Raw genomic sequence first — 17207 nt, forward strand, 5'->3', positions numbered from 1 at the left:
ATGAGCCGAAGCGAAAACGTCTGGATCGTCGACGACGACCGCTCCATCCGCTGGGTCCTGGAAAAGGCCCTGCAACAGGAAGGCATGGCCACGCAGAGCTTCGACAGTGCCGACGGCGTACTCGCCCGGCTCTCGCGCCAGCAGCCTGATGTGATCATTTCCGATATCCGCATGCCCGGTATCAGCGGCCTGGACATGCTCTCGCAGATCCGCGAGCAGTACCCGCGCCTGCCGGTGATCATCATGACTGCGCATTCGGATCTGGACAGCGCGGTGGCGTCCTATCAGGGCGGCGCCTTCGAATACCTGCCCAAGCCGTTCGACGTTGACGACGCTGTGTCGCTGGTCAAGCGCGCCAATCAGCACGCTCAGGAGCAGCAGAGCCAGCAGGAGCCGGCAAGCCAACACCACACGCCAGAGATCATCGGCGAGGCGCCGGCGATGCAGGAAGTCTTCCGCGCCATCGGTCGCCTCAGCCACTCGAACATCACCGTGCTGATCAATGGCGAGTCGGGCACCGGCAAAGAGCTGGTTGCCCACGCCCTGCATCGCCACAGCCCTCGCTCGGCTTCACCGTTCATTGCATTGAACATGGCGGCGATTCCCAAGGACCTGATGGAGTCGGAGCTGTTCGGCCACGAGAAAGGCGCCTTCACCGGCGCGGCCAACCTGCGCCGCGGCCGTTTCGAGCAGGCCGACGGCGGCACCTTGTTCCTCGACGAGATCGGCGACATGCCGGCCGATACCCAGACACGTCTGCTGCGCGTACTGGCCGATGGTGAGTTCTATCGGGTGGGCGGGCATACGCCGGTACGGGTCGACGTGCGCATCATCGCCGCAACGCATCAGGACCTGGAAACCCTGGTGCAGGCCGGCAAGTTCCGCGAAGACCTGTTCCACCGCCTGAACGTCATCCGTATTCACATCCCCCGCCTGTCCGACCGCCGCGAGGACATCCCGGCGCTGGCCGAGCACTTCCTCGCCAGCGCTGCACAGGAGCTGTCGGTGGAAACCAAGGTGCTCAAGCCTGCTACCAAGGAGTACCTGCAGAACCTGCCGTGGCCGGGCAACGTGCGTCAGCTGGAAAACACCTGCCGCTGGATCACGGTGATGGCCTCCGGGCGCGAAGTGCATGTCGACGACCTGCCGCCGGAGCTTCTCAACCAGCAGGCCGAGGCGCAACCGGCGCACAACTGGGAGCAGGCGCTGCGCAACTGGTCGGATCAGGCATTGGCGCGAGGCCAGAGCAACCTGCTCGACGAAGCAGTGCCGGCCTTCGAACGCATCATGATCGAGACTGCGCTCAAGCACACCGCCGGCCGCCGCCGCGATGCCGCGCTGTTGCTCGGCTGGGGTCGCAATACGCTGACACGCAAGATCAAGGAGCTGGGCATGCGCGTCGATGGCAGCGACGAGGACGACGGCGACGACAGCTGACCGCGCTCGACACGGTAACCGATTGACGACAAACCCCGCAGCCGGCGGGGTTTGTCGTTATTGGCAGCTCAAGGCTGCTTGTCCGCCGCCACCTGCACCGCAATGTGCCAACGGCCATCGCGGCGTTCGCCTAACCATTGTCCCTGCAACTGACGCGCAGCAACCAGATGCAATAGCAGACCCTTCTCGGTCTGCTGCACACGCCAGGCAACGGGCATTCCCTGGAGCTGTAATTGTCCGGACTGTGGCTCGCCCTGCGCCTGAAACAAGAGCGCAAACGCCCCCTCAAGATGCTCGTCATACACTTCAGGCTCGCGGTCGAAGCGCAAAGCCAAGCCCTGCGGCGACACTTCAACCGCTTCGAGCTGCACCGGCCCGGGCGCGGTGAGGCGACCGATCATCAGTCCGACCAGCAGGCCGATCAGCACCAGCGAGCCGAAAAACCGTCTGCGTATGCGAGGCATCGGATCCTTCTCCCCGGTAGAATGCCGCCGGTCTTCAACCTCGGTGCTGCGCATGTTTCACGTGATCCTGTTCCAACCGGAGATTCCGCCCAATACCGGCAACATTATCAGGCTCTGCGCCAATACCGGCAGCCACCTGCATCTGATCGAACCGCTGGGTTATGAACTGGACGACAAGCGCCTGCGCCGTGCCGGCCTGGACTATCACGAATATGCCTCGCTGGAGCGTCACGCCGACTTGCCAAGCTGCCTGCAACGGATCGGCATCGATTCGGCAAATCCCAACGGTCCGCGCCTGTTCGCTTTCACCACCAAAGGCTCGCAGCCATTCCATGAAGTGTCCTATCGCTGCGGCGACGCGCTGCTGTTCGGCCCCGAGAGTCGCGGTCTGCCAGCCGAGATTCGCGATGCCCTACCGAACGAGCAGCGCCTGCGCCTGCCGATGCGGCCCGACAGCCGTAGCCTGAACCTGTCCAATACCGTGGCCGTCGCGGTTTACGAGGCATGGCGCCAACACGGCTTCGCCATGGAGTAAGCGGCACAACCTTGTGACAAAGGGTCCTGAACGATCCGCCGCGGTCCCCGTCGTAAAAAGACAAGCTCCCTTGGCAGCAGGAGAAACGACGTGTCCCAGACCAAGTTCAGGCCCTACCACGCGCCGGCCGGCGGCTGGGGATCAGCCTACTCCGTCGCTAACATCCTGCTGCGCGAACGCGTCTCGCCAGCGGGCATCGGCCTGTTGCTCAAGCAGAACAAACCGATCGACGGCTTCGCCTGTGTCAGCTGCGCCTGGGCCAAGCCACACCCGTCACGGCCGCTGTCCTTCTGCGAAAACGGCGCCAAGGCGACTGCGTGGGAGACCACGTCGCTACGTTGTGGGCCCGAGTTCTTTGCCAAACACAGCGTCAGCGAGCTGCTCAATTGGAGCGATTACGATCTGGAGCAACAGGGTCGCCTGACTCATCCACTGCGCTACGACGGCGCCAGCGACCATTACCAGCCGGTCAGCTGGGATGAGGCCTTCGCCGAGATCGGTGCCGAACTCAAGGCCATGGCCGATCCAGATCAGGTGGTGTTCTACATGTCCGGTCGAGCCGCGCTGGAGACGGCCTACATGTATGGCGTGCTGGCGCGGATGTACGGCACCAACAACCTGCCAGACAGTTCCAACATGTGCCACGAGAGCACCTCGGTGGCGCTGCCGGAGAGCATCGGCGTGCCGGTGGCCACCGTCACCCTGAACGATTTCGAACACACCGACGGGTTGTTCTTCTTCGGCCACAACACTGGCACCTCCAGCCCGCGGATGCTGCATCAGCTACAGGAAGCCCGCGAGCGCGGCGCGCAGATCGTCACCTTCAACCCGTTGCGCGAGCGCGGGCTGGAGCGCTTCGTCAACCCGCAATCGCCGCGCGAAATGCTCACCCCGGACAGCACGGTGATCAGCACCCAGTATCACCAGCTCGCCATCGGCGGTGACATGGCCGCCATCGCCGGTATGTGCAAGGCGCTGTTCGCCATGGACGATCAGGCCATTGCCGAGGGCCGCAAGCGCGTGCTCGACGTGGACTTCATCGAGCAGCATACCCATGGTTTCGACGCTTTCGAGCAGCGCATCCGCAGCTATAGCTGGGCACAGCTAGAGCGCCGCTCAGGGCTCAGCCGCTCGGCGCTGGAAGCGGCGGCGACCGTCTACGCACGCTGCGAGCGGGTGATCACCCCTTACGGTATGGGCCTGACCCAGCACCGCTACGGTGTGCAGACTATTCAGATGCTGGTCAACCTGCTGCTGCTACGCGGCAACATCGGCAAGGAAGGCGCCGGCATCCTGCCGGTCCGCGGCCACTCCAACGTGCAAGGCCAACGTACCGTCGGCATCACCGAGAAAGCTGCGAAAGTCCCGGCAGACAATCTGCGCCGGCAGTTCGGCTTCGAGCCGCCGAGCGATGACGGCGTGAACACCGTGGAGGCCTGTGAAGGCATTCTCGATGGCAGCATCCGTGGCTTTATCGGCCTGGGTGGCAACTTCGTCCGCGCCATTCCCGACACGCTGCAGATGGAGCCGGCCTGGCGCAAACTGCGGCTATCGGTCCAGGTATCGACCAAGCTCAACCGCAATCACCTGACCACCGGCGAGGTGTCCTACATCCTGCCCTGCCTGGGGCGCACCGAGATCGATCGTCAGGCCACCGGCGAGCAACGTCACACCACCGAGGACAGCACCGGCTGCATCCGCGCCTGGCGGGGCGCCGCAGAGCCCGCTGGCGAACTGCTGTTGTCGGAGCCGGCAATCATCGCGCGACTGGCCAAGGCCACGCTGACACCCAACCCGATGCTGGACTGGGACACCTGGGTCGCGGACTACAGCCTGATACGCGACGCCATCGCCGAGAGCTACCCGGACATCTTCCACGACTTCAACGTGCGCATGATGGAGCCCGGCGGTTTCCACCGCCCGCTCGGTGCCAGCGAGCGGCGCTGGGATACCGAGTCCGGCAAGGCCAACTTTATCAACCCGCCATCACTGGTCGCCGACCCCGACACAGAAGAAGACGGCCACGAGCAGCACGACGTGCTGCAGATGATGACGCTGCGCAGCAATGACCAGTTCAATACCACCGTCTATGGCTACGACGACCGTTTCCGCGGCATCCATGGCACCCGTGCGGTGATCCTGATGAACCGCAACGACATCGTCCGCCTCGGCCTGGCCGAAGGCGATCGCATCGAGGCGATTACCGTGGTCGACGACGGCGTGCACCGCGCAGTGAGCCCGCTACGGGTCACGCCTTACGATATTCCCGAGGGCTGCTGCGCCGGCTACTACCCTGAATGCAACGCGCTGCTGCCGGTCTGGCATTACGCCGAACGCAGCAAGGTGCCAGCGGCCAAGTCGATTCCGGTGCGCCTGCGCAAGCTGATCGCTGCAGCGGTTGCCGGCGACGTGCCGCGCCAACCCAGTCGGCCGCAGCGTAGCGAAGAGCCCGGACCGGCCTGAGCGACTGAGCGCTGCAAAGCAAAGCGCTGTAACACGGCTGTCGAGGAACCTCACCGACAGCCGTTGAAAAGCCGGCTGCAGTCCCCCATATCAACCGCATTCGGGCATTCATCGCCCCGCAGTGTGGAGATCTTCCTTTGACCACCATCGTTTCAGTACGCCGCAACGGCAAAGTCGTCATGGGCGGCGACGGCCAGGTTTCCCTGGGCAACACCGTCATGAAAGGCAACGCCAAGAAGGTCCGTCGCCTCTATCACGGTCAGGTTCTGGCCGGCTTCGCCGGTGCCACCGCCGACGCCTTCACCCTCTTCGAACGCTTCGAAGGGCAGCTGGAGAAACATCAGGGTCATCTGGTCCGCGCCGCCGTCGAGCTGGCCAAGGACTGGCGCACCGACCGTTCGCTGAGTCGCCTGGAGGCAATGCTGGCGGTGGCCAATAAGGACGCCTCGCTGATCATCACCGGCAACGGCGACGTGGTGCAGCCCGAGGACGACCTGATCGCCATGGGCTCCGGCGGCGGTTTCGCCCAGGCCGCGGCCAAGGCGCTGCTGCTCAAGGCCGGCGACGACATGTCAGCCCAGGAGATCGCGGAGACGGCGCTGAACATCGCCGGCAGCATCTGCGTCTTTACCAATCAGAATCTGACCATAGAGGAGCTGGACAGCGCCGTCTGACGCCTGTGTCCAGCCTTCCGGAGTAACGAAACAATGTCCATGACGCCCCGCGAAATCGTCCACGAACTCAACCGCCACATCATCGGCCAGGAGGACGCCAAGCGAGCCGTCGCCATCGCCCTGCGCAACCGCTGGCGGCGCATGCAGCTGCCGGCCGAGCTGCGCCAGGAAGTCACCCCGAAGAACATTCTGATGATCGGCCCGACCGGTGTCGGCAAGACCGAAATCGCCCGTCGTCTGGCAAAGCTGGCCAACGCACCGTTCATCAAGGTCGAAGCGACCAAATTCACCGAGGTCGGCTATGTCGGCCGCGACGTCGAGTCGATCATCCGCGACCTCGCCGACGCGGCGTTGAAGATGCTGCGCGAGCAGGAAGTGCACAAGATGCGCGACCGCGCCGAGGACGCTGCAGAAGAACGCATCCTCGACGCCCTGCTGCCGCCGGCACGCCCGGTGGGCTTCTCCGAGGAGCCGATGCAGGCGAGCGATTCCAACACCCGCCAGCTGTTCCGCAAGCGCCTGCGCGAAGGCCAGCTCGACGACAAGGAAATCGACATCGAAGTGGCCGAAAGCCCCGCCGGCGTGGAGATCATGGCCCCGCCCGGCATGGAGGAGATGACCAACCAGCTGCAGAGCCTCTTCGCCAACATGGGCAAGGGCAAGAAGAAGAGTCGCAAGCTGAAGATCAAGGAAGCCTTCAAGCTCATCCGCGACGAGGAAGCCGCGCGCCTGGTCAACGAAGAAGACCTCAAGGCACGCGCCCTGGAAGCGGTGGAGCAGAACGGTATCGTCTTCATCGACGAAATCGACAAGGTGGCCAAACGCGGCAACACCAGCGGCGCTGACGTCTCCCGCGAAGGCGTGCAGCGCGACCTGCTGCCGCTGATCGAAGGCAGCACCGTCAATACCAAGTTGGGCATGGTCAAGACCGACCACATCCTGTTCATCGCATCGGGCGCTTTCCACCTGTCCAAACCCAGTGACCTGGTGCCGGAGCTACAGGGTCGTCTGCCGATCCGGGTCGAGCTCAAGGCGTTGTCGCCGAACGACTTCGAACGCATCCTGACCGAGCCCCACGCCGCGCTCACCGAGCAGTACCGCGAACTGCTGAAGACCGAAGGCCTGCACATCGAATTTCTCGAAGATGGCATCAAGCGCATCGCCGAGATCGCCTGGCAGGTCAACGAGAAGACCGAGAACATCGGCGCGCGGCGTCTGCACACGCTGCTCGAACGGCTGCTGGAAGAGGTTTCCTTCAGCGCAGCGGACATTGCTACCAGGCAGGATGGTGAGGCTATCCGCATCGACGCCACCTACGTCAACGAGCACCTCGGCGAGCTGGCGCAGGACGAAGACCTGTCGCGCTATATCCTTTAAAGCGGCGGCAAGCTGCAAGGTACAAGCTGCGAGCGAGCCCCGCTCCACTTGTTCTTGTGGCTTGCCGCCTGGAGCTGTCCATGCGCATTCCCACCGCAATCAAGCTACACCGGGCGTCGAAAACGCTGGAGTTGGAATACGGCGACGACCAGCGCTATGTGTTCAGCGCCGAGTTCCTGCGCGTGCATTCGCCGTCCGCCGAGGTGCAGGGCCACGGCAATCCCGTGCTGCAGACGGGAAAGCTGAACGTTGGGCTTGAGAAGATCGAGCCGGCCGGCCAGTACGCGCTAAAGCTGACCTTCAGTGATGGCCACGACAGCGGCCTGTTCACCTGGGATTACCTGGAGCGCCTCGCGCTGAATCAGCAGGTGCTGTGGGACGACTATCTCGCGGCACTTGCGGCAGCCGGCAAGTCACGCGACCCGAATGAGTCCGTGGTCAAGCTGATGCTCTGAAAGAAAAACCGCAGGGTGGATCACGATCCACCGATCAGAGCCACAGCTCAGCGGCGGTGGATGTAAAAAGCGACATCCACCCTACGTCGCCTTCATGTATGCGAAACGGCAACGCTGGTTCAGACCAGCGCCTTGTCCAGCGCCCGCTCGATCTGCCCCTGAATGCTGCTGCCCATCGCCGAGAGCAGCAGGCCGAGGTTGAGCAGGACCTTGACGCTGTCCTCGTAGACTTCGATGCGTCCGTCCGCGCCGCTGCGCTTGACGGCCAGCACATCGCCCTGCCACTGACAGCTCACGCCGAACTCGCGAGCTAGGCGTGCAGCCAGCTCGTCGGCCTTCTCGCGTGCGGCCTCGCGGCCAAGATTGTGGGTACGTTCGACGATGATCTGGGCCATGAGGACTCCTGGCTGCGCCCGAAAAGGCGCGCACTATAGCAAAGCGGCGCCGTCGATCGCCTGGCCGCCCCGCCTGATCATGCCAGTGAACCCTCTGTCCCACAGGCCTGTCGCCGCCAGCGCCATCCTGCGACATGTCGCCGCTAGCCCTTTTGCCCGCGACCGCCAGCTCGACGCTTATCAGCCGCCTATTTAGGTTTAGAATGCCGGGCACATTCTTTCCGGCGAAAGTGACATGACCGACCCTCGCAAAGCGCATGACGCAGAACCGACCACCCATTTCGGCTACAAGAACGTGCCGGAAAGCCAGAAGGCGCAGAAGGTGGCCGAGGTGTTCCACTCCGTGGCCGCCAAGTACGACCTGATGAACGACCTGATGTCCGGTGGCGTGCATCGCCTGTGGAAGCGCTTCACCATCGAGCTGTCCGGCGCCCGCCACGGCAATCGCATCCTGGACATCGCCGGCGGCACCGGTGACCTGACCCGCCAGTTTTCGCGCATCGTCGGCCCCACCGGCGAGGTGGTGCTGGCCGACATCAATGCTTCGATGCTCAAGGTCGGCCGCGACAAGCTGCTGGACAAGGGCGTGGCCGGCAACGTCAGGTTCGTTCAGGCCGATGCCGAGAAGCTGCCCTTCCCGGACAATCACTTCGACGTGGTCACCATCGCCTTCGGCCTGCGCAACGTTACCCACAAGGAAGACGCAATCGCGTCGATGCTGCGCGTGCTCAAGCCGGGCGGCCGCCTACTGGTACTGGAATTCTCCAAGCCGACCAACCAGCTGTTTTCCAAGGCCTACGACGCCTACTCGTTCAGCCTGCTGCCGATGATGGGCAAGCTGATCACCAACGACTCCGAGAGCTATCGCTACCTGGCCGAGTCGATCCGCATGCACCCGGATCAGGAAACGCTCAAAGGCATGATGGAGACCGCCGGTTTCGAGCGCGTCAGCTATCACAACATGACCGGCGGCATCGTCGCCCTGCACCGCGGCATCAAACCCTGATGTTGCGCGCTGCCCTGCTGGCCGGTGCCGAGCGTGGCATCAATCGCGTCCTGCGCCTGGACCCCACGGCATTGCCACGACTGGCACGCCTGAGCGGCCGGATCATCGAGATCGACTGCACGGCGCCGGCCTGGCGGCTGTTCATCCTTGCCGACGACGAAGGCCTGCGCCTGGCCAGCAACTGGGGCGCGGATGCCGATTGCCGCCTGCGCGCGCCTGCGCGCAGCCTCTTGCGCCTGGCCGTCAGCCGCAACAAGACCGCCGTGCTGCATGGCCCCGAGGTCGAGATCGACGGCGACAGTGGGCTGCTGATGAACCTCGCTGAGGTGCTGCAGGATCTGGAGCTGGACTGGGAATACGAAATTTCCCGCTGGCTCGGACCGGTCGGCGCACAACTGCTCGGCTCCAGCCTGCGCAGCCCAGTGGACTGGGTACGCGACAGCGCCGACTCGCTGCGTCAGGATCTGGCCGATTACCTCAGCGAGGAATCGCGGATGTTGGTCGGCCAGGCCGAAGCCCAGGCACGCTTCGACGAGCTGGATGACATGAAACTTGCCCTCGACCGTCTCGAAGCCCGCATCGAGCGTCTCGCCCTCAACCTGAATCCAGACCGCCCCGAATGAAGCCGTTCGCCGCCGCACGCCGCCTGTTTCGCATCCTGCTGGTGGTGATCCGCTACCGCCTCGATGACATCATCCTCGACTTGCCGATGCCCTGGTGGCTGCGCGCCACCAGCTATCTGCTGCCCTGGCGCTGGATTCCACGGCGCAACAGCGAGTTGTCGCGCGGTGCACGGCTGCGTCTGGCACTGGAGGGGCTGGGGCCGATCTTCATCAAGTTCGGGCAGATTCTCTCCACCCGCCGAGATCTGCTGCCTCCGGATATCGCCGAAGAGCTGGCGATGCTGCAGGACCGTGTGCCGCCTTTCGACTCAGCCGTCGCCACAGCGCTGATCGAGCGCCAGCTGGGCGCTCCGGTAGGAGAGATATTTGCTCGCTTCGACAGCAAGCCACTGGCTTCCGCCTCGGTGGCACAGGTGCACGCGGCAAAGCTGCGTTCCGGCGAGGAAGTGGTGGTCAAGGTGGTGCGTCCGAATCTCCGGCCGATCATCAGCCAGGATCTCGCCTGGCTGTTCATGCTGGCCAACAGTGCCGAGCGCATTTCAGTCGATGCGCGTCGCCTGCACCTGGTTGAAGTGGTCGACGACTACGCCAAGACCATTTACGACGAGCTGGACCTGCTGCGCGAAGCGGCCAACGCCAGCCAGCTCAAGCGCAACTTCGAAGGCTCGCCGCTGCTCTACGTGCCGCAGGTGTACTGGGACTACTGCCGGCCGCAGGTGCTGGTGATGGAGCGCATCTACGGCGTGCCAGTGACCGACATGGCCGGCCTGAAGCGACAGAACACCGATATGCGCCAGCTCGCCGAACGCGGCGTGGAGATCTTCTTCACCCAGGTGTTCCGCGACAGCTTCTTCCACGCCGACATGCACCCCGGCAACATCTTCGTCAGCACCCATCAACCCTGGAGCCCGCAGTACATCGCGGTGGACTTCGGCATCGTCGGCAGTCTGACGCCCGAGGACCAGGATTACCTGGCGCGCAACTTGATGGCCTTCTTCAAGCGCGACTACCGCAAGGTCGCGCAGCTGCACATCGATTCGGGCTGGGTGCCGGCGGAAACCAAGGTCAACGAGTTCGAGGCGGCAATCCGCACCGTCTGCGAGCCAATCTTCGAAAAACCGCTGAAGGACATCTCCTTCGGTCAGCTGCTGGTTCGCCTGTTCCAGGTGGCACGACGCTTCAATATGGAAGTACAGCCGCAGCTGGTTCTGCTGCAGAAAACCCTGCTCAATATCGAAGGCCTCGGCCGCGAGCTGTACCCGGATCTCGACCTCTGGAGCACCGGTCAGCCCTATCTCGAGCGCTGGATGCGCGAGCGCATGAGCCCCAAGCAGCTGATCAAGAACGTACATGCGCAGATCGAGCAGCTGCCGCACCTCGCCCATATGACCCGCGAGCTGCTTGAGCGCATGTCGCATCCCCATGCGAACAATCCGCCGCCACCATGGCGCGAGCGTCACCACGGCTGGCCGCTGCGCCTGATCGGCGCGGTACTCCTGGGCAGCGGCGCCACACTGGCAGCCGGTGCCGACAGCCTGACTGCGATAGCCGCCTGGCCGGCGTGGGTGATGCTGGTGGCCGGTATCCTCATCGTGGTGCGCCGATAGCCATCGCCGATGCAGGCTGGCACACTTGGCCCATTGAGCGGAGAACCCGATGAACTGGCTGGACGAAATCAACTGGAACGCCGACGGCTTGGTCCCGGCGATAGCCCAGGACTACCAAACCGGTCGCGTGCTGATGATGGCCTGGATGAACCGCGAGGCACTCGCGCTGACCGCACAGGAAAATCGCGCCATCTATTGGTCACGTTCGCGTGGCAAGCTGTGGCGCAAGGGCGAGGAGTCCGGGCATGTGCAGCAGCTGCACGAATTGCGCCTGGACTGCGACGCCGACGTGATCATCCTGATGGTCGAGCAGATCGGCGGCATCGCCTGCCATACTGGCCGGGAAAGCTGCTTCTACCGTGTCTTCGAAAATGGCAGCTGGAAGGTCGTCGAGCCGGTTCTCAAGGACCCGCACGCCATCTACTCGGAGCACAAGCATGAGTGACACCCTCACCCGTCTGGCCGAAGTACTGGAGTCGCGCAAAGGCGCGGCGCCGGACAGCTCCTACGTAGCCAGCCTGTATCACAAGGGTCTGAACAAAATTCTCGAGAAGGTTGGCGAGGAGTCGGTGGAAACCATTCTCGCCGCCAAGGACGCCGCCGCAAGTGGCGACGCCAGCGACCTGATCTACGAAACGGCCGATCTCTGGTTCCACAGCCTGGTCATGCTTGCCGCCCTCGGTCAGCACCCCCAGGCCGTACTGGATGAACTGGACCGACGCTTCGGCCTCTCCGGACACGCGGAAAAAGCCGCGCGTCCGCAAACCTGATTCACATCGGAGATATCACCATGGGTTTTGGCGGCATCAGCATCTGGCAACTCCTGATCATCCTGCTGATCGTTATCATGCTGTTCGGAACAAAACGCCTGAAAGGCGTGGGCTCCGACCTCGGTGATGCGATCAAAGGCTTCCGCAAATCCATGGGCACCGACGAGGAGAAGCCCAGTGTCGAGGAGAAGCAGAACCACACCATCGACGCACAGGCACGCAAGGTCGAAGAACCGACCAAGAAAGATTAGTCATACGTTCAATGCGGTCGTGCCGGCGACAGCTGCTGCGCGGCCGTTCTCCCTATTGATGTGAGCACGCCCTGATGTTCGATATCGGTTTCACCGAACTGCTACTGGTCGGCCTGGTGGCGTTGATGGTGCTCGGCCCGGAACGCTTGCCTGGCGCGGTGCGCACCACCGGCCTGTGGGTCGGCCGGCTGAAACGCAGTTTCGCCAACATCAAGGCCGAGGTGGAGCGCGAAATCGGGGCCGACGAAATTCGGCGGCAGCTGCATAACGAGCGCATCCTCGACCTTGAGCGGGAGATGAAGCAGAGCATCATGCCGCCCGCATCGACTTCGACCGCCGCCACCCCGCCGACAACCGACAACACTGGAGAAGTCTCGGATACCGGTAGCACTGGTGCTACGACCAGCACCAGCACGGACGCATCGCCTGCTGTGCCAGCCCCAGCGGCTGAGCCCGCACCAACTCCCCGCCCCGACAGATCGCCAGAACCATGAGCAAGTCTTCTATCAACGATCAGGAAATGCCGCTGGTCGCTCATCTGACCGAGCTGCGCAAGCGCCTGTTGCACTGCGTGGTCGCCATCGGCCTCTTGTTCGCCGGGTTGTTCTACTTCTCCCAGCAGATCTACGCGCTGGTCGCTGCTCCGCTGCGCGCCTATTTGCCGGAAGGCGCGACGATGATTGCCACTGGCGTCGCCTCACCCTTCCTGACGCCGTTCAAGCTCACGCTGATGGTCGCGCTGTTTCTCTCGATGCCGGTCATCCTGCATCAGATCTGGGGCTTCATCGCGCCCGGCCTGTACAAGCACGAAAAGCGCATCGCCGTGCCGCTGCTGGTGTCGAGCATCTTCCTGTTCTACGCCGGCATGGCATTCGCTTATTTCGTGGTGTTCCCGATCATGTTCGGCTTCTTCGCCAGCGTGACGCCAGAGGGCGTGGCGATGATGACGGATATCGGGCAGTACCTGGATTTCGTGCTCACGCTGTTCTTCGCCTTCGGCGTGGCGTTCGAGATTCCAGTAGCAACCTTTCTGCTGATCTGGGTTGGCATCGTTGATGTGGCCACGCTGCGCAAGAGCCGCCCCTACGTGATCGTGGGCTGCTTCGCCGTCGGCATGGTACTGACGCCACCGGACGTCTTCTCGCAAGCGCTACTCGCCGTACCCATGTGGCTGCTGTTCGAAGCCGGCGTGATTTGCGGGAGCATGATCAAGAAGCGCGACGAGCACTTCCGTGGTGATGCAGACGACGACGCGCCGGACGCCAGCGACCAGCCTCCAGCTTCGCGCCCGTGAACTTGCTGCTGCTCGATACGCCCGACTTCATCGGCGCTGACCGAGTACTGCTGCGCGACCGGCGCCTGACGCACCTGCAGCAGGTACATCGCGCCGAAGTCGGCGAGACTCTGAAAGTCGGCATTCTCGGCGGCCACATGGGCAGTGGTCGCCTGCTGCGTATGGACACTGGCGAAGCTGAACTGCAGGTCTCCTTCGACCAGCCCCCGCCAGTCAAGCTACCCGTGACCCTGCTCCTGGCGCTGCCGCGACCAAAGATGCTGCGGCGCGTGCTGCAGACGGTCGCCGCCATGGGCGTACCGCGGCTGGTACTGCTCAACAGCTACCGGGTAGAGAAGAGCTTCTGGCAAACCCCCTTTCTCGAACCTGCCGCCATCCATGAGCAGCTGATTCTCGGACTGGAACAGGCCCGCGACACCGTGCTGCCGGAAGTCATCATCGAAAAGCGCTTCAAGCCCTTCGTCGAAGATCGATTGCCGCAACTCGTTGCGGGCACGCTGGGCCTGATCGGCCATCCTGGGGCTTACCCGCATTGCCCGCGCGCGGTGACGGCGCCAGTGACTCTGGCGATCGGCCCGGAAGGCGGCTGGATTCCCTACGAGGTGGACAAACTGGCCGCTGCCGGCCTGCAGCCAGTACAACTGGGCGAGCGCATCCTTCGTGTGGAAACCGCAGTCAGCGCCCTGCTGGCACGCCTGTTCTGAACAACCGCCGCCGCTCGCTCCCAGGAACCCTCAACGTTTCCCACTACCCTTCCGAGCAACCCCCTTAGCGGGCTCCGGCGCTCCGCCCGACATCCGTTCGCCGGCCAGAGCGCCGCGTACCGATGAACGTAACGCACCCACCTGGCTCGCGGGAGTCAGAGATTAAGACTGCTCATGTTTCCGCGCGGCAGCGCGGGAATTCCTATACGTCTTAAACCAATAAAGAGCCGTTCTTGCCATGCGACCATTGACCATCGACATGTACCGTCTGGAGTACGCCCTGGACGGACGCGACAGCGCCGAGTATTACCTGGATCTGGAAAACGGTGAGATCCGCGCGGTATTCCCCAGCGAGCCTGCGCCCGGCGTCATGGAGAAGTATGACGTTCAGCAGGACCGCTATCTGCACATCGAACCGCTGGAGCTGGCGCAATCCATTGCGATGCGTGAAGCCTTCCTGTTCCCTCAGCATGATCCCATCGCCCACGCTGTGCTAAGCAATGCACTACAGGGCCGCAAACCGCTGCGCACCTTCGATTTCAAGCTGGAGGACTTCCCAGAGGTCAGGGAGGCGTGGCTGGACTATCAGACGATACAGCTACGCGAGTACGCAATTACCTGGCTGCGCGACAACGACCTGGAGCCAGTTCGGCACTAAGTCGCATAAGTCAGGTTTCAATAAGGAACGTCACGGGACCATCGTTGACCATATGCACCTGCATCTCAGCGCCGAAGCGGCCACAGGCGACATGCGGATACTGCTGACGCGCCTGCGTCAGCAGATAGTCGTAGAGCGACTCGCCGAGAGCCGGTGGCGCCGCGCTGGAGAAACTCGGGCGCAACCCGCTGCGGGTATCGGCCACCAGGGTGAACTGTGAGACCAGTAACAAGCCGCCACCAATGTCTTTGAGCGACCGATTCATCTTGCCCGCATCGTCACCGAAGATGCGGTAATTGAGCAGCTTGTGCAGCAACTTGTCGGCCCGAGCCTGATCATCTTCACGCTCTACACCGACCAGAACCAGCAGGCCCTGATCAATCGCGCCGACCACCTCACCCGCAACCTCGACTCGCGCCTGGCTAACCCGCTGAATCAGCCCCTTCATTCAGCGTCCGCAGGCGGCAGGTCTAGCAGGCGATGGGCAATGTCTACGGTCGCGCGTACCAAGGCATCGGCGATCCCCAGCTCTGCCGCGGAATGGCCGGCATCGCGAATAATCTGCAGCTCGCTGTTTGGCCATGCCTGGTGCAACGCCCAGGCGTTGTCCAGCGGGCAGATGGCGTCGTAGCGGCCGTGCACGATGATGCCCGGCAGGTGGGCGATCTTCGGCATGTCGCGCAACAGCTGATCAGGCTCGAGAAAAGCCTGATTAACGAAGTAGTGGCATTCGATGCGCGCCATCGACAGCGCCCGATGGGTATCGGCGAAGCGTTCGACGACCTGATTGTTGGGCCGCAGCGTAGCGGTTCGCCCTTCCCAGCACGACCAGGCCTTGGCGGCGTGCATCTGGGCGATCTGATCGGAACCGGTGAGCCGCTGGTAGAACGCCTGCATCAGATCGTCACGCTCTTCCGGTGGGATCGGCGCGAGAAAGTCCTGCCAGTAGTCCGGGAACAGGCGGCTGGCGCCTTCTTGATAGAACCAGGCGAGGTCCTGTGGTCGGCAGAGGAAGATGCCGCGCAGGATCAGCGCGTGCACATGCTCGGGATAGGCCTGGGCATAGGCCAGGGAGAGCGTCGAACCCCAGGAGCCACCGAACAGCACCCATTTGTCGATGCCCAGATGCTCGCGGATGCGCTGCATGTCGGCGATCAGGTGCGCTGTAGTGTTGTTTTCCAAGCTGGCATGGGGAGTCGACCGGCCGCAACCACGCTGATCGAAGGTGATGATGCGGTACAGGCTCGGATCGAAAAAGCGCCGACTTAGCGCGTCGCAACCGCCGCCGGGCCCACCATGGACGAACAGCACGGGCAGACCATCCGGCGATCCACTCTCGTCGACATAAAGCACATGCGGATCTTCCACCGCCAGCTCATGCCGGGCGTAAGGTTTGATCTCCGGATACAAGGTCTGCATGGCACACTCCTGATCTGCGGCGGGCAGGCTAGCCCGCATGACGTTAGCGGCATCATAACGAGGTTCGCGGAGTTGAGCATGTCACCATGGAAAATAGCTGCACTGGCCGTACTACTGGCCCTCGTTGGTTGCGGCCGGGATGACCCGGAAGCCGCATTGCGACAGGCAACCGAAGCGCTGCAAACGAGCCTGGAAAACAAGCAGACAGGCAAGCTGATGGAGCTGCTACACGCCGATTTCCAGGCCCAGCGGCAGTACGACAACGAATGGGCCAGACGCACCGCAACGCTGATGTTCCTGCGTCACCGCAACGTCCGGGTAATTGCTCTGAGCGAGCGAAGCTGGGTCGACCCGACCTATCCGGATCGCGGCCATACCGAAGCCCAGGTTGCGCTTACCGGCGCAGAGTCGCTATTGCCGCAGCAGGCTGGCCATTACCAGGTAAGACTGGAGTGGTGGCAGGAAGGCGGTGAATGGCAGTTGGCGCGTCTGGAGTGGGACTGAGCTGGCCAGACCTTCACTGCCGCCAGAGCAGATCGTCGGTGTCGTACCCGCGGCGCTCGGCCTCGGCGAGCAGACGTTCGCGAGTCGCCTGGTCGATATCGGTGTCGCGCGCCAGCAGCCACAGGTACTTGCGGTCGGGGCTACCCACCAGCGCCGTACTGTACGCATCGTCCAGGTACAGCACCCAGTAATGGCCCTTGGTCAAATCAGGAAAGAGTCGGCTGAACCAGTTGTCGAAGCGGACCCACAGTCGATCGGTGCTGCCGGCTTCCTGCGGTACCGCCTCACCTTTCGCCTCCTGCCATTCGCCTTCCTCGGTCTCGCAGCGGTTGGTCACCGCCACGCTGCCATCGGCCTGCAGCTTGTAGTGCGCCTCGGAGCGCACGCAGTCACGCTGAAAGAACATCGGCAAGCGCGCCACTTCGTACCAGGTCCCCTGGTAGCGCTGAAGATCGACCTCGCCCACCGTTTCAGGGGGCTGCTCGCGACCGCCACCCACGCATCCGCTCAGCAGCATCAGGCAAAACAGGGCAACGCTCGCACGCATGGGATTCTCCAGGTAGATCAGCAG

22 protein-coding genes are annotated in these 17207 nt (G+C 63.2%); 17 read left to right on the forward strand and 5 right to left on the reverse strand.

Translation table 11 applies throughout. The annotated features are described in order from the left end of the window. Window positions 1-1437 carry a nitrogen regulation protein NR(I) gene (gene ntrC / locus AAEZ08_RS18160; protein ID WP_102820998.1) on the forward strand — a complete coding sequence of 479 codons (1437 nt, stop codon included), beginning with the start codon at window positions 1-3 and terminating at the stop codon, window positions 1435-1437. A 68-nt stretch (window positions 1438-1505) separates the two neighbouring features. On the opposite strand, the gene AAEZ08_RS18165 is transcribed toward ntrC, so the two are convergent. Then, entirely contained in the window at window positions 1506-1955 is a 450-nt protein-coding gene (locus AAEZ08_RS18165) for a hypothetical protein (protein WP_483031136.1), read from the reverse strand. Here AAEZ08_RS18165 and trmL point away from each other — a divergent pair. From trmL to AAEZ08_RS18190, 5 genes are all read left to right on the forward strand, one after another. Then, the gene (gene trmL / locus AAEZ08_RS18170; protein ID WP_500124841.1) at window positions 1954-2436 is read left to right on the forward strand and encodes a tRNA (uridine(34)/cytosine(34)/5-carboxymethylaminomethyluridine(34)-2'-O)-methyltransferase TrmL; all 483 of its coding nucleotides are present in this window, start codon (window positions 1954-1956) and stop codon (window positions 2434-2436) included. The genes AAEZ08_RS18165 and trmL overlap by 2 nt on opposite strands. A gap of 90 nt (window positions 2437-2526) precedes the next feature. Further along, window positions 2527-4899 (forward strand): FdhF/YdeP family oxidoreductase, encoded by a 2373-nt coding sequence (locus AAEZ08_RS18175; protein ID WP_102820994.1) that lies wholly within the window; start codon window positions 2527-2529, stop codon window positions 4897-4899. A 137-nt stretch (window positions 4900-5036) separates the two neighbouring features. Continuing rightward, the gene (hslV, locus tag AAEZ08_RS18180) at window positions 5037-5573 is read left to right on the forward strand and encodes an ATP-dependent protease subunit HslV (protein WP_003280963.1); all 537 of its coding nucleotides are present in this window, start codon (window positions 5037-5039) and stop codon (window positions 5571-5573) included. Window positions 5574-5606: 33 nt separating this feature from the next. Then, entirely contained in the window at window positions 5607-6950 is a 1344-nt protein-coding gene (gene hslU / locus AAEZ08_RS18185) for an ATP-dependent protease ATPase subunit HslU (RefSeq protein WP_003280965.1), read from the forward strand. A gap of 80 nt (window positions 6951-7030) precedes the next feature. Continuing rightward, window positions 7031-7405, forward strand: a complete 375-nt coding sequence (locus AAEZ08_RS18190; protein WP_058063539.1) for a gamma-butyrobetaine hydroxylase family protein — start codon at window positions 7031-7033, stop codon at window positions 7403-7405. 119 nt (window positions 7406-7524) lie between these two features. Here the strand turns inward: AAEZ08_RS18190 and AAEZ08_RS18195 are convergent, their stop codons facing one another. After that, window positions 7525-7800, reverse strand: coding sequence for a polyhydroxyalkanoic acid system family protein (locus AAEZ08_RS18195; protein ID WP_003280968.1), 276 nt, complete (start codon window positions 7798-7800; stop codon window positions 7525-7527). 235 nt (window positions 7801-8035) lie between these two features. On the opposite strand from AAEZ08_RS18195, the gene ubiE reads away from it, so the two are divergent. From ubiE to AAEZ08_RS18245, 10 genes are all read left to right on the forward strand, one after another. Then, entirely contained in the window at window positions 8036-8806 is a 771-nt protein-coding gene (gene ubiE / locus AAEZ08_RS18200) for a bifunctional demethylmenaquinone methyltransferase/2-methoxy-6-polyprenyl-1,4-benzoquinol methylase UbiE (RefSeq protein ID WP_023447084.1), read from the forward strand. Continuing rightward, window positions 8806-9429: a ubiquinone biosynthesis accessory factor UbiJ gene (locus AAEZ08_RS18205; protein ID WP_500124842.1), complete on the forward strand. Its 624-nt coding sequence runs from the start codon at window positions 8806-8808 to the stop codon at window positions 9427-9429. Before ubiE ends, AAEZ08_RS18205 begins: the two co-directional genes overlap by 1 nt. Beyond that, a complete protein-coding gene (gene ubiB, locus AAEZ08_RS18210) occupies window positions 9426-11036 on the forward strand; it encodes a ubiquinone biosynthesis regulatory protein kinase UbiB (protein WP_500124843.1) in 1611 nt (536 codons plus the stop codon). Before AAEZ08_RS18205 ends, ubiB begins: the two co-directional genes overlap by 4 nt. Before the next feature lie 49 nt (window positions 11037-11085). Further along, on the forward strand, window positions 11086-11481 hold the full coding sequence (gene hisI / locus AAEZ08_RS18215; protein ID WP_003280975.1) for a phosphoribosyl-AMP cyclohydrolase: 396 nt from the start codon (window positions 11086-11088) through the stop codon (window positions 11479-11481). Then, a complete protein-coding gene (locus AAEZ08_RS18220; RefSeq protein ID WP_003280976.1) occupies window positions 11474-11806 on the forward strand; it encodes a phosphoribosyl-ATP diphosphatase in 333 nt (110 codons plus the stop codon). Before hisI ends, AAEZ08_RS18220 begins: the two co-directional genes overlap by 8 nt. A 20-nt stretch (window positions 11807-11826) precedes the next feature. Next, the gene (tatA, locus tag AAEZ08_RS18225; RefSeq protein ID WP_003280978.1) at window positions 11827-12057 is read left to right on the forward strand and encodes a twin-arginine translocase TatA/TatE family subunit; all 231 of its coding nucleotides are present in this window, start codon (window positions 11827-11829) and stop codon (window positions 12055-12057) included. Window positions 12058-12131: 74 nt separating this feature from the next. Then, window positions 12132-12551 (forward strand): Sec-independent protein translocase protein TatB, encoded by a 420-nt coding sequence (tatB, locus tag AAEZ08_RS18230; protein ID WP_102820991.1) that lies wholly within the window; start codon window positions 12132-12134, stop codon window positions 12549-12551. Next, complete coding sequence (gene tatC, locus AAEZ08_RS18235; RefSeq protein WP_003280980.1) at window positions 12548-13351, forward strand: twin-arginine translocase subunit TatC; 804 nt, start codon at window positions 12548-12550, stop codon at window positions 13349-13351. The genes tatB and tatC overlap by 4 nt, the downstream gene beginning before the upstream one ends. Next, window positions 13348-14055 (forward strand): 16S rRNA (uracil(1498)-N(3))-methyltransferase, encoded by a 708-nt coding sequence (locus AAEZ08_RS18240; RefSeq protein WP_500124844.1) that lies wholly within the window; start codon window positions 13348-13350, stop codon window positions 14053-14055. Before tatC ends, AAEZ08_RS18240 begins: the two co-directional genes overlap by 4 nt. Window positions 14056-14293: 238 nt before the next feature. After that, window positions 14294-14713 carry a UPF0158 family protein gene (locus AAEZ08_RS18245; protein ID WP_500124845.1) on the forward strand — a complete coding sequence of 140 codons (420 nt, stop codon included), beginning with the start codon at window positions 14294-14296 and terminating at the stop codon, window positions 14711-14713. Window positions 14714-14723: 10 nt separating this feature from the next. On the opposite strand, the gene dtd is transcribed toward AAEZ08_RS18245, so the two are convergent. Further along, window positions 14724-15161, reverse strand: coding sequence for a D-aminoacyl-tRNA deacylase (gene dtd / locus AAEZ08_RS18250; protein ID WP_102820989.1), 438 nt, complete (start codon window positions 15159-15161; stop codon window positions 14724-14726). Beyond that, complete coding sequence (gene pip, locus AAEZ08_RS18255) at window positions 15158-16132, reverse strand: prolyl aminopeptidase (protein WP_003280987.1); 975 nt, start codon at window positions 16130-16132, stop codon at window positions 15158-15160. Before pip ends, dtd begins: the two co-directional genes overlap by 4 nt. Window positions 16133-16210: 78 nt before the next feature. On the opposite strand from pip, the gene AAEZ08_RS18260 reads away from it, so the two are divergent. Then, window positions 16211-16636, forward strand: a complete 426-nt coding sequence (locus AAEZ08_RS18260; protein WP_003280988.1) for a hypothetical protein — start codon at window positions 16211-16213, stop codon at window positions 16634-16636. Between the two features lie 13 nt (window positions 16637-16649). Here AAEZ08_RS18260 and AAEZ08_RS18265 read toward each other — a convergent pair whose 3' ends face one another. Then, window positions 16650-17183, reverse strand: a complete 534-nt coding sequence (locus tag AAEZ08_RS18265) for a lipocalin family protein (RefSeq protein ID WP_102820987.1) — start codon at window positions 17181-17183, stop codon at window positions 16650-16652. Between the last annotated feature and the right edge of the window lie 24 nt (window positions 17184-17207).

The sequence above is a fragment of the Pseudomonas sp. E45-MNA-CIBAN-0222 genome (genome assembly GCF_040310405.1).
Lineage (GTDB): Bacteria > Pseudomonadota > Gammaproteobacteria > Pseudomonadales > Pseudomonadaceae > Stutzerimonas > Stutzerimonas stutzeri_AC.

Bases quoted from the DNA above. Each gene is read 5' to 3' on its own strand.
- ntrC (WP_102820998.1), top strand. From the start codon at position 1: ATGAGCCGAAGCGAAAACGTCTGGATCGTCGACGACGACCGCTCCATC.
- trmL (WP_500124841.1), top strand. From the start codon at position 1,954: ATGTTTCACGTGATCCTGTTCCAACCGGAGATTCCGCCCAATACCGGC.
- AAEZ08_RS18165 (WP_483031136.1), bottom strand. From the start codon at position 1,955: ATGCGCAGCACCGAGGTTGAAGACCGGCGGCATTCTACCGGGGAGAAG.
- hslU (WP_003280965.1), top strand. From the start codon at position 5,607: ATGTCCATGACGCCCCGCGAAATCGTCCACGAACTCAACCGCCACATC.
- AAEZ08_RS18190 (WP_058063539.1), top strand. From the start codon at position 7,031: ATGCGCATTCCCACCGCAATCAAGCTACACCGGGCGTCGAAAACGCTG.
- AAEZ08_RS18195 (WP_003280968.1), bottom strand. From the start codon at position 7,800: ATGGCCCAGATCATCGTCGAACGTACCCACAATCTTGGCCGCGAGGCC.
- ubiE (WP_023447084.1), top strand. From the start codon at position 8,036: ATGACCGACCCTCGCAAAGCGCATGACGCAGAACCGACCACCCATTTC.
- AAEZ08_RS18205 (WP_500124842.1), top strand. From the start codon at position 8,806: ATGTTGCGCGCTGCCCTGCTGGCCGGTGCCGAGCGTGGCATCAATCGC.
- ubiB (WP_500124843.1), top strand. From the start codon at position 9,426: ATGAAGCCGTTCGCCGCCGCACGCCGCCTGTTTCGCATCCTGCTGGTG.
- hisI (WP_003280975.1), top strand. From the start codon at position 11,086: ATGAACTGGCTGGACGAAATCAACTGGAACGCCGACGGCTTGGTCCCG.
- AAEZ08_RS18220 (WP_003280976.1), top strand. From the start codon at position 11,474: ATGAGTGACACCCTCACCCGTCTGGCCGAAGTACTGGAGTCGCGCAAA.
- tatA (WP_003280978.1), top strand. From the start codon at position 11,827: ATGGGTTTTGGCGGCATCAGCATCTGGCAACTCCTGATCATCCTGCTG.
- tatB (WP_102820991.1), top strand. From the start codon at position 12,132: ATGTTCGATATCGGTTTCACCGAACTGCTACTGGTCGGCCTGGTGGCG.
- tatC (WP_003280980.1), top strand. From the start codon at position 12,548: ATGAGCAAGTCTTCTATCAACGATCAGGAAATGCCGCTGGTCGCTCAT.
- AAEZ08_RS18245 (WP_500124845.1), top strand. From the start codon at position 14,294: ATGCGACCATTGACCATCGACATGTACCGTCTGGAGTACGCCCTGGAC.
- dtd (WP_102820989.1), bottom strand. From the start codon at position 15,161: ATGAAGGGGCTGATTCAGCGGGTTAGCCAGGCGCGAGTCGAGGTTGCG.
- pip (WP_003280987.1), bottom strand. From the start codon at position 16,132: ATGCAGACCTTGTATCCGGAGATCAAACCTTACGCCCGGCATGAGCTG.
- AAEZ08_RS18260 (WP_003280988.1), top strand. From the start codon at position 16,211: ATGTCACCATGGAAAATAGCTGCACTGGCCGTACTACTGGCCCTCGTT.
- AAEZ08_RS18265 (WP_102820987.1), bottom strand. From the start codon at position 17,183: ATGCGTGCGAGCGTTGCCCTGTTTTGCCTGATGCTGCTGAGCGGATGC.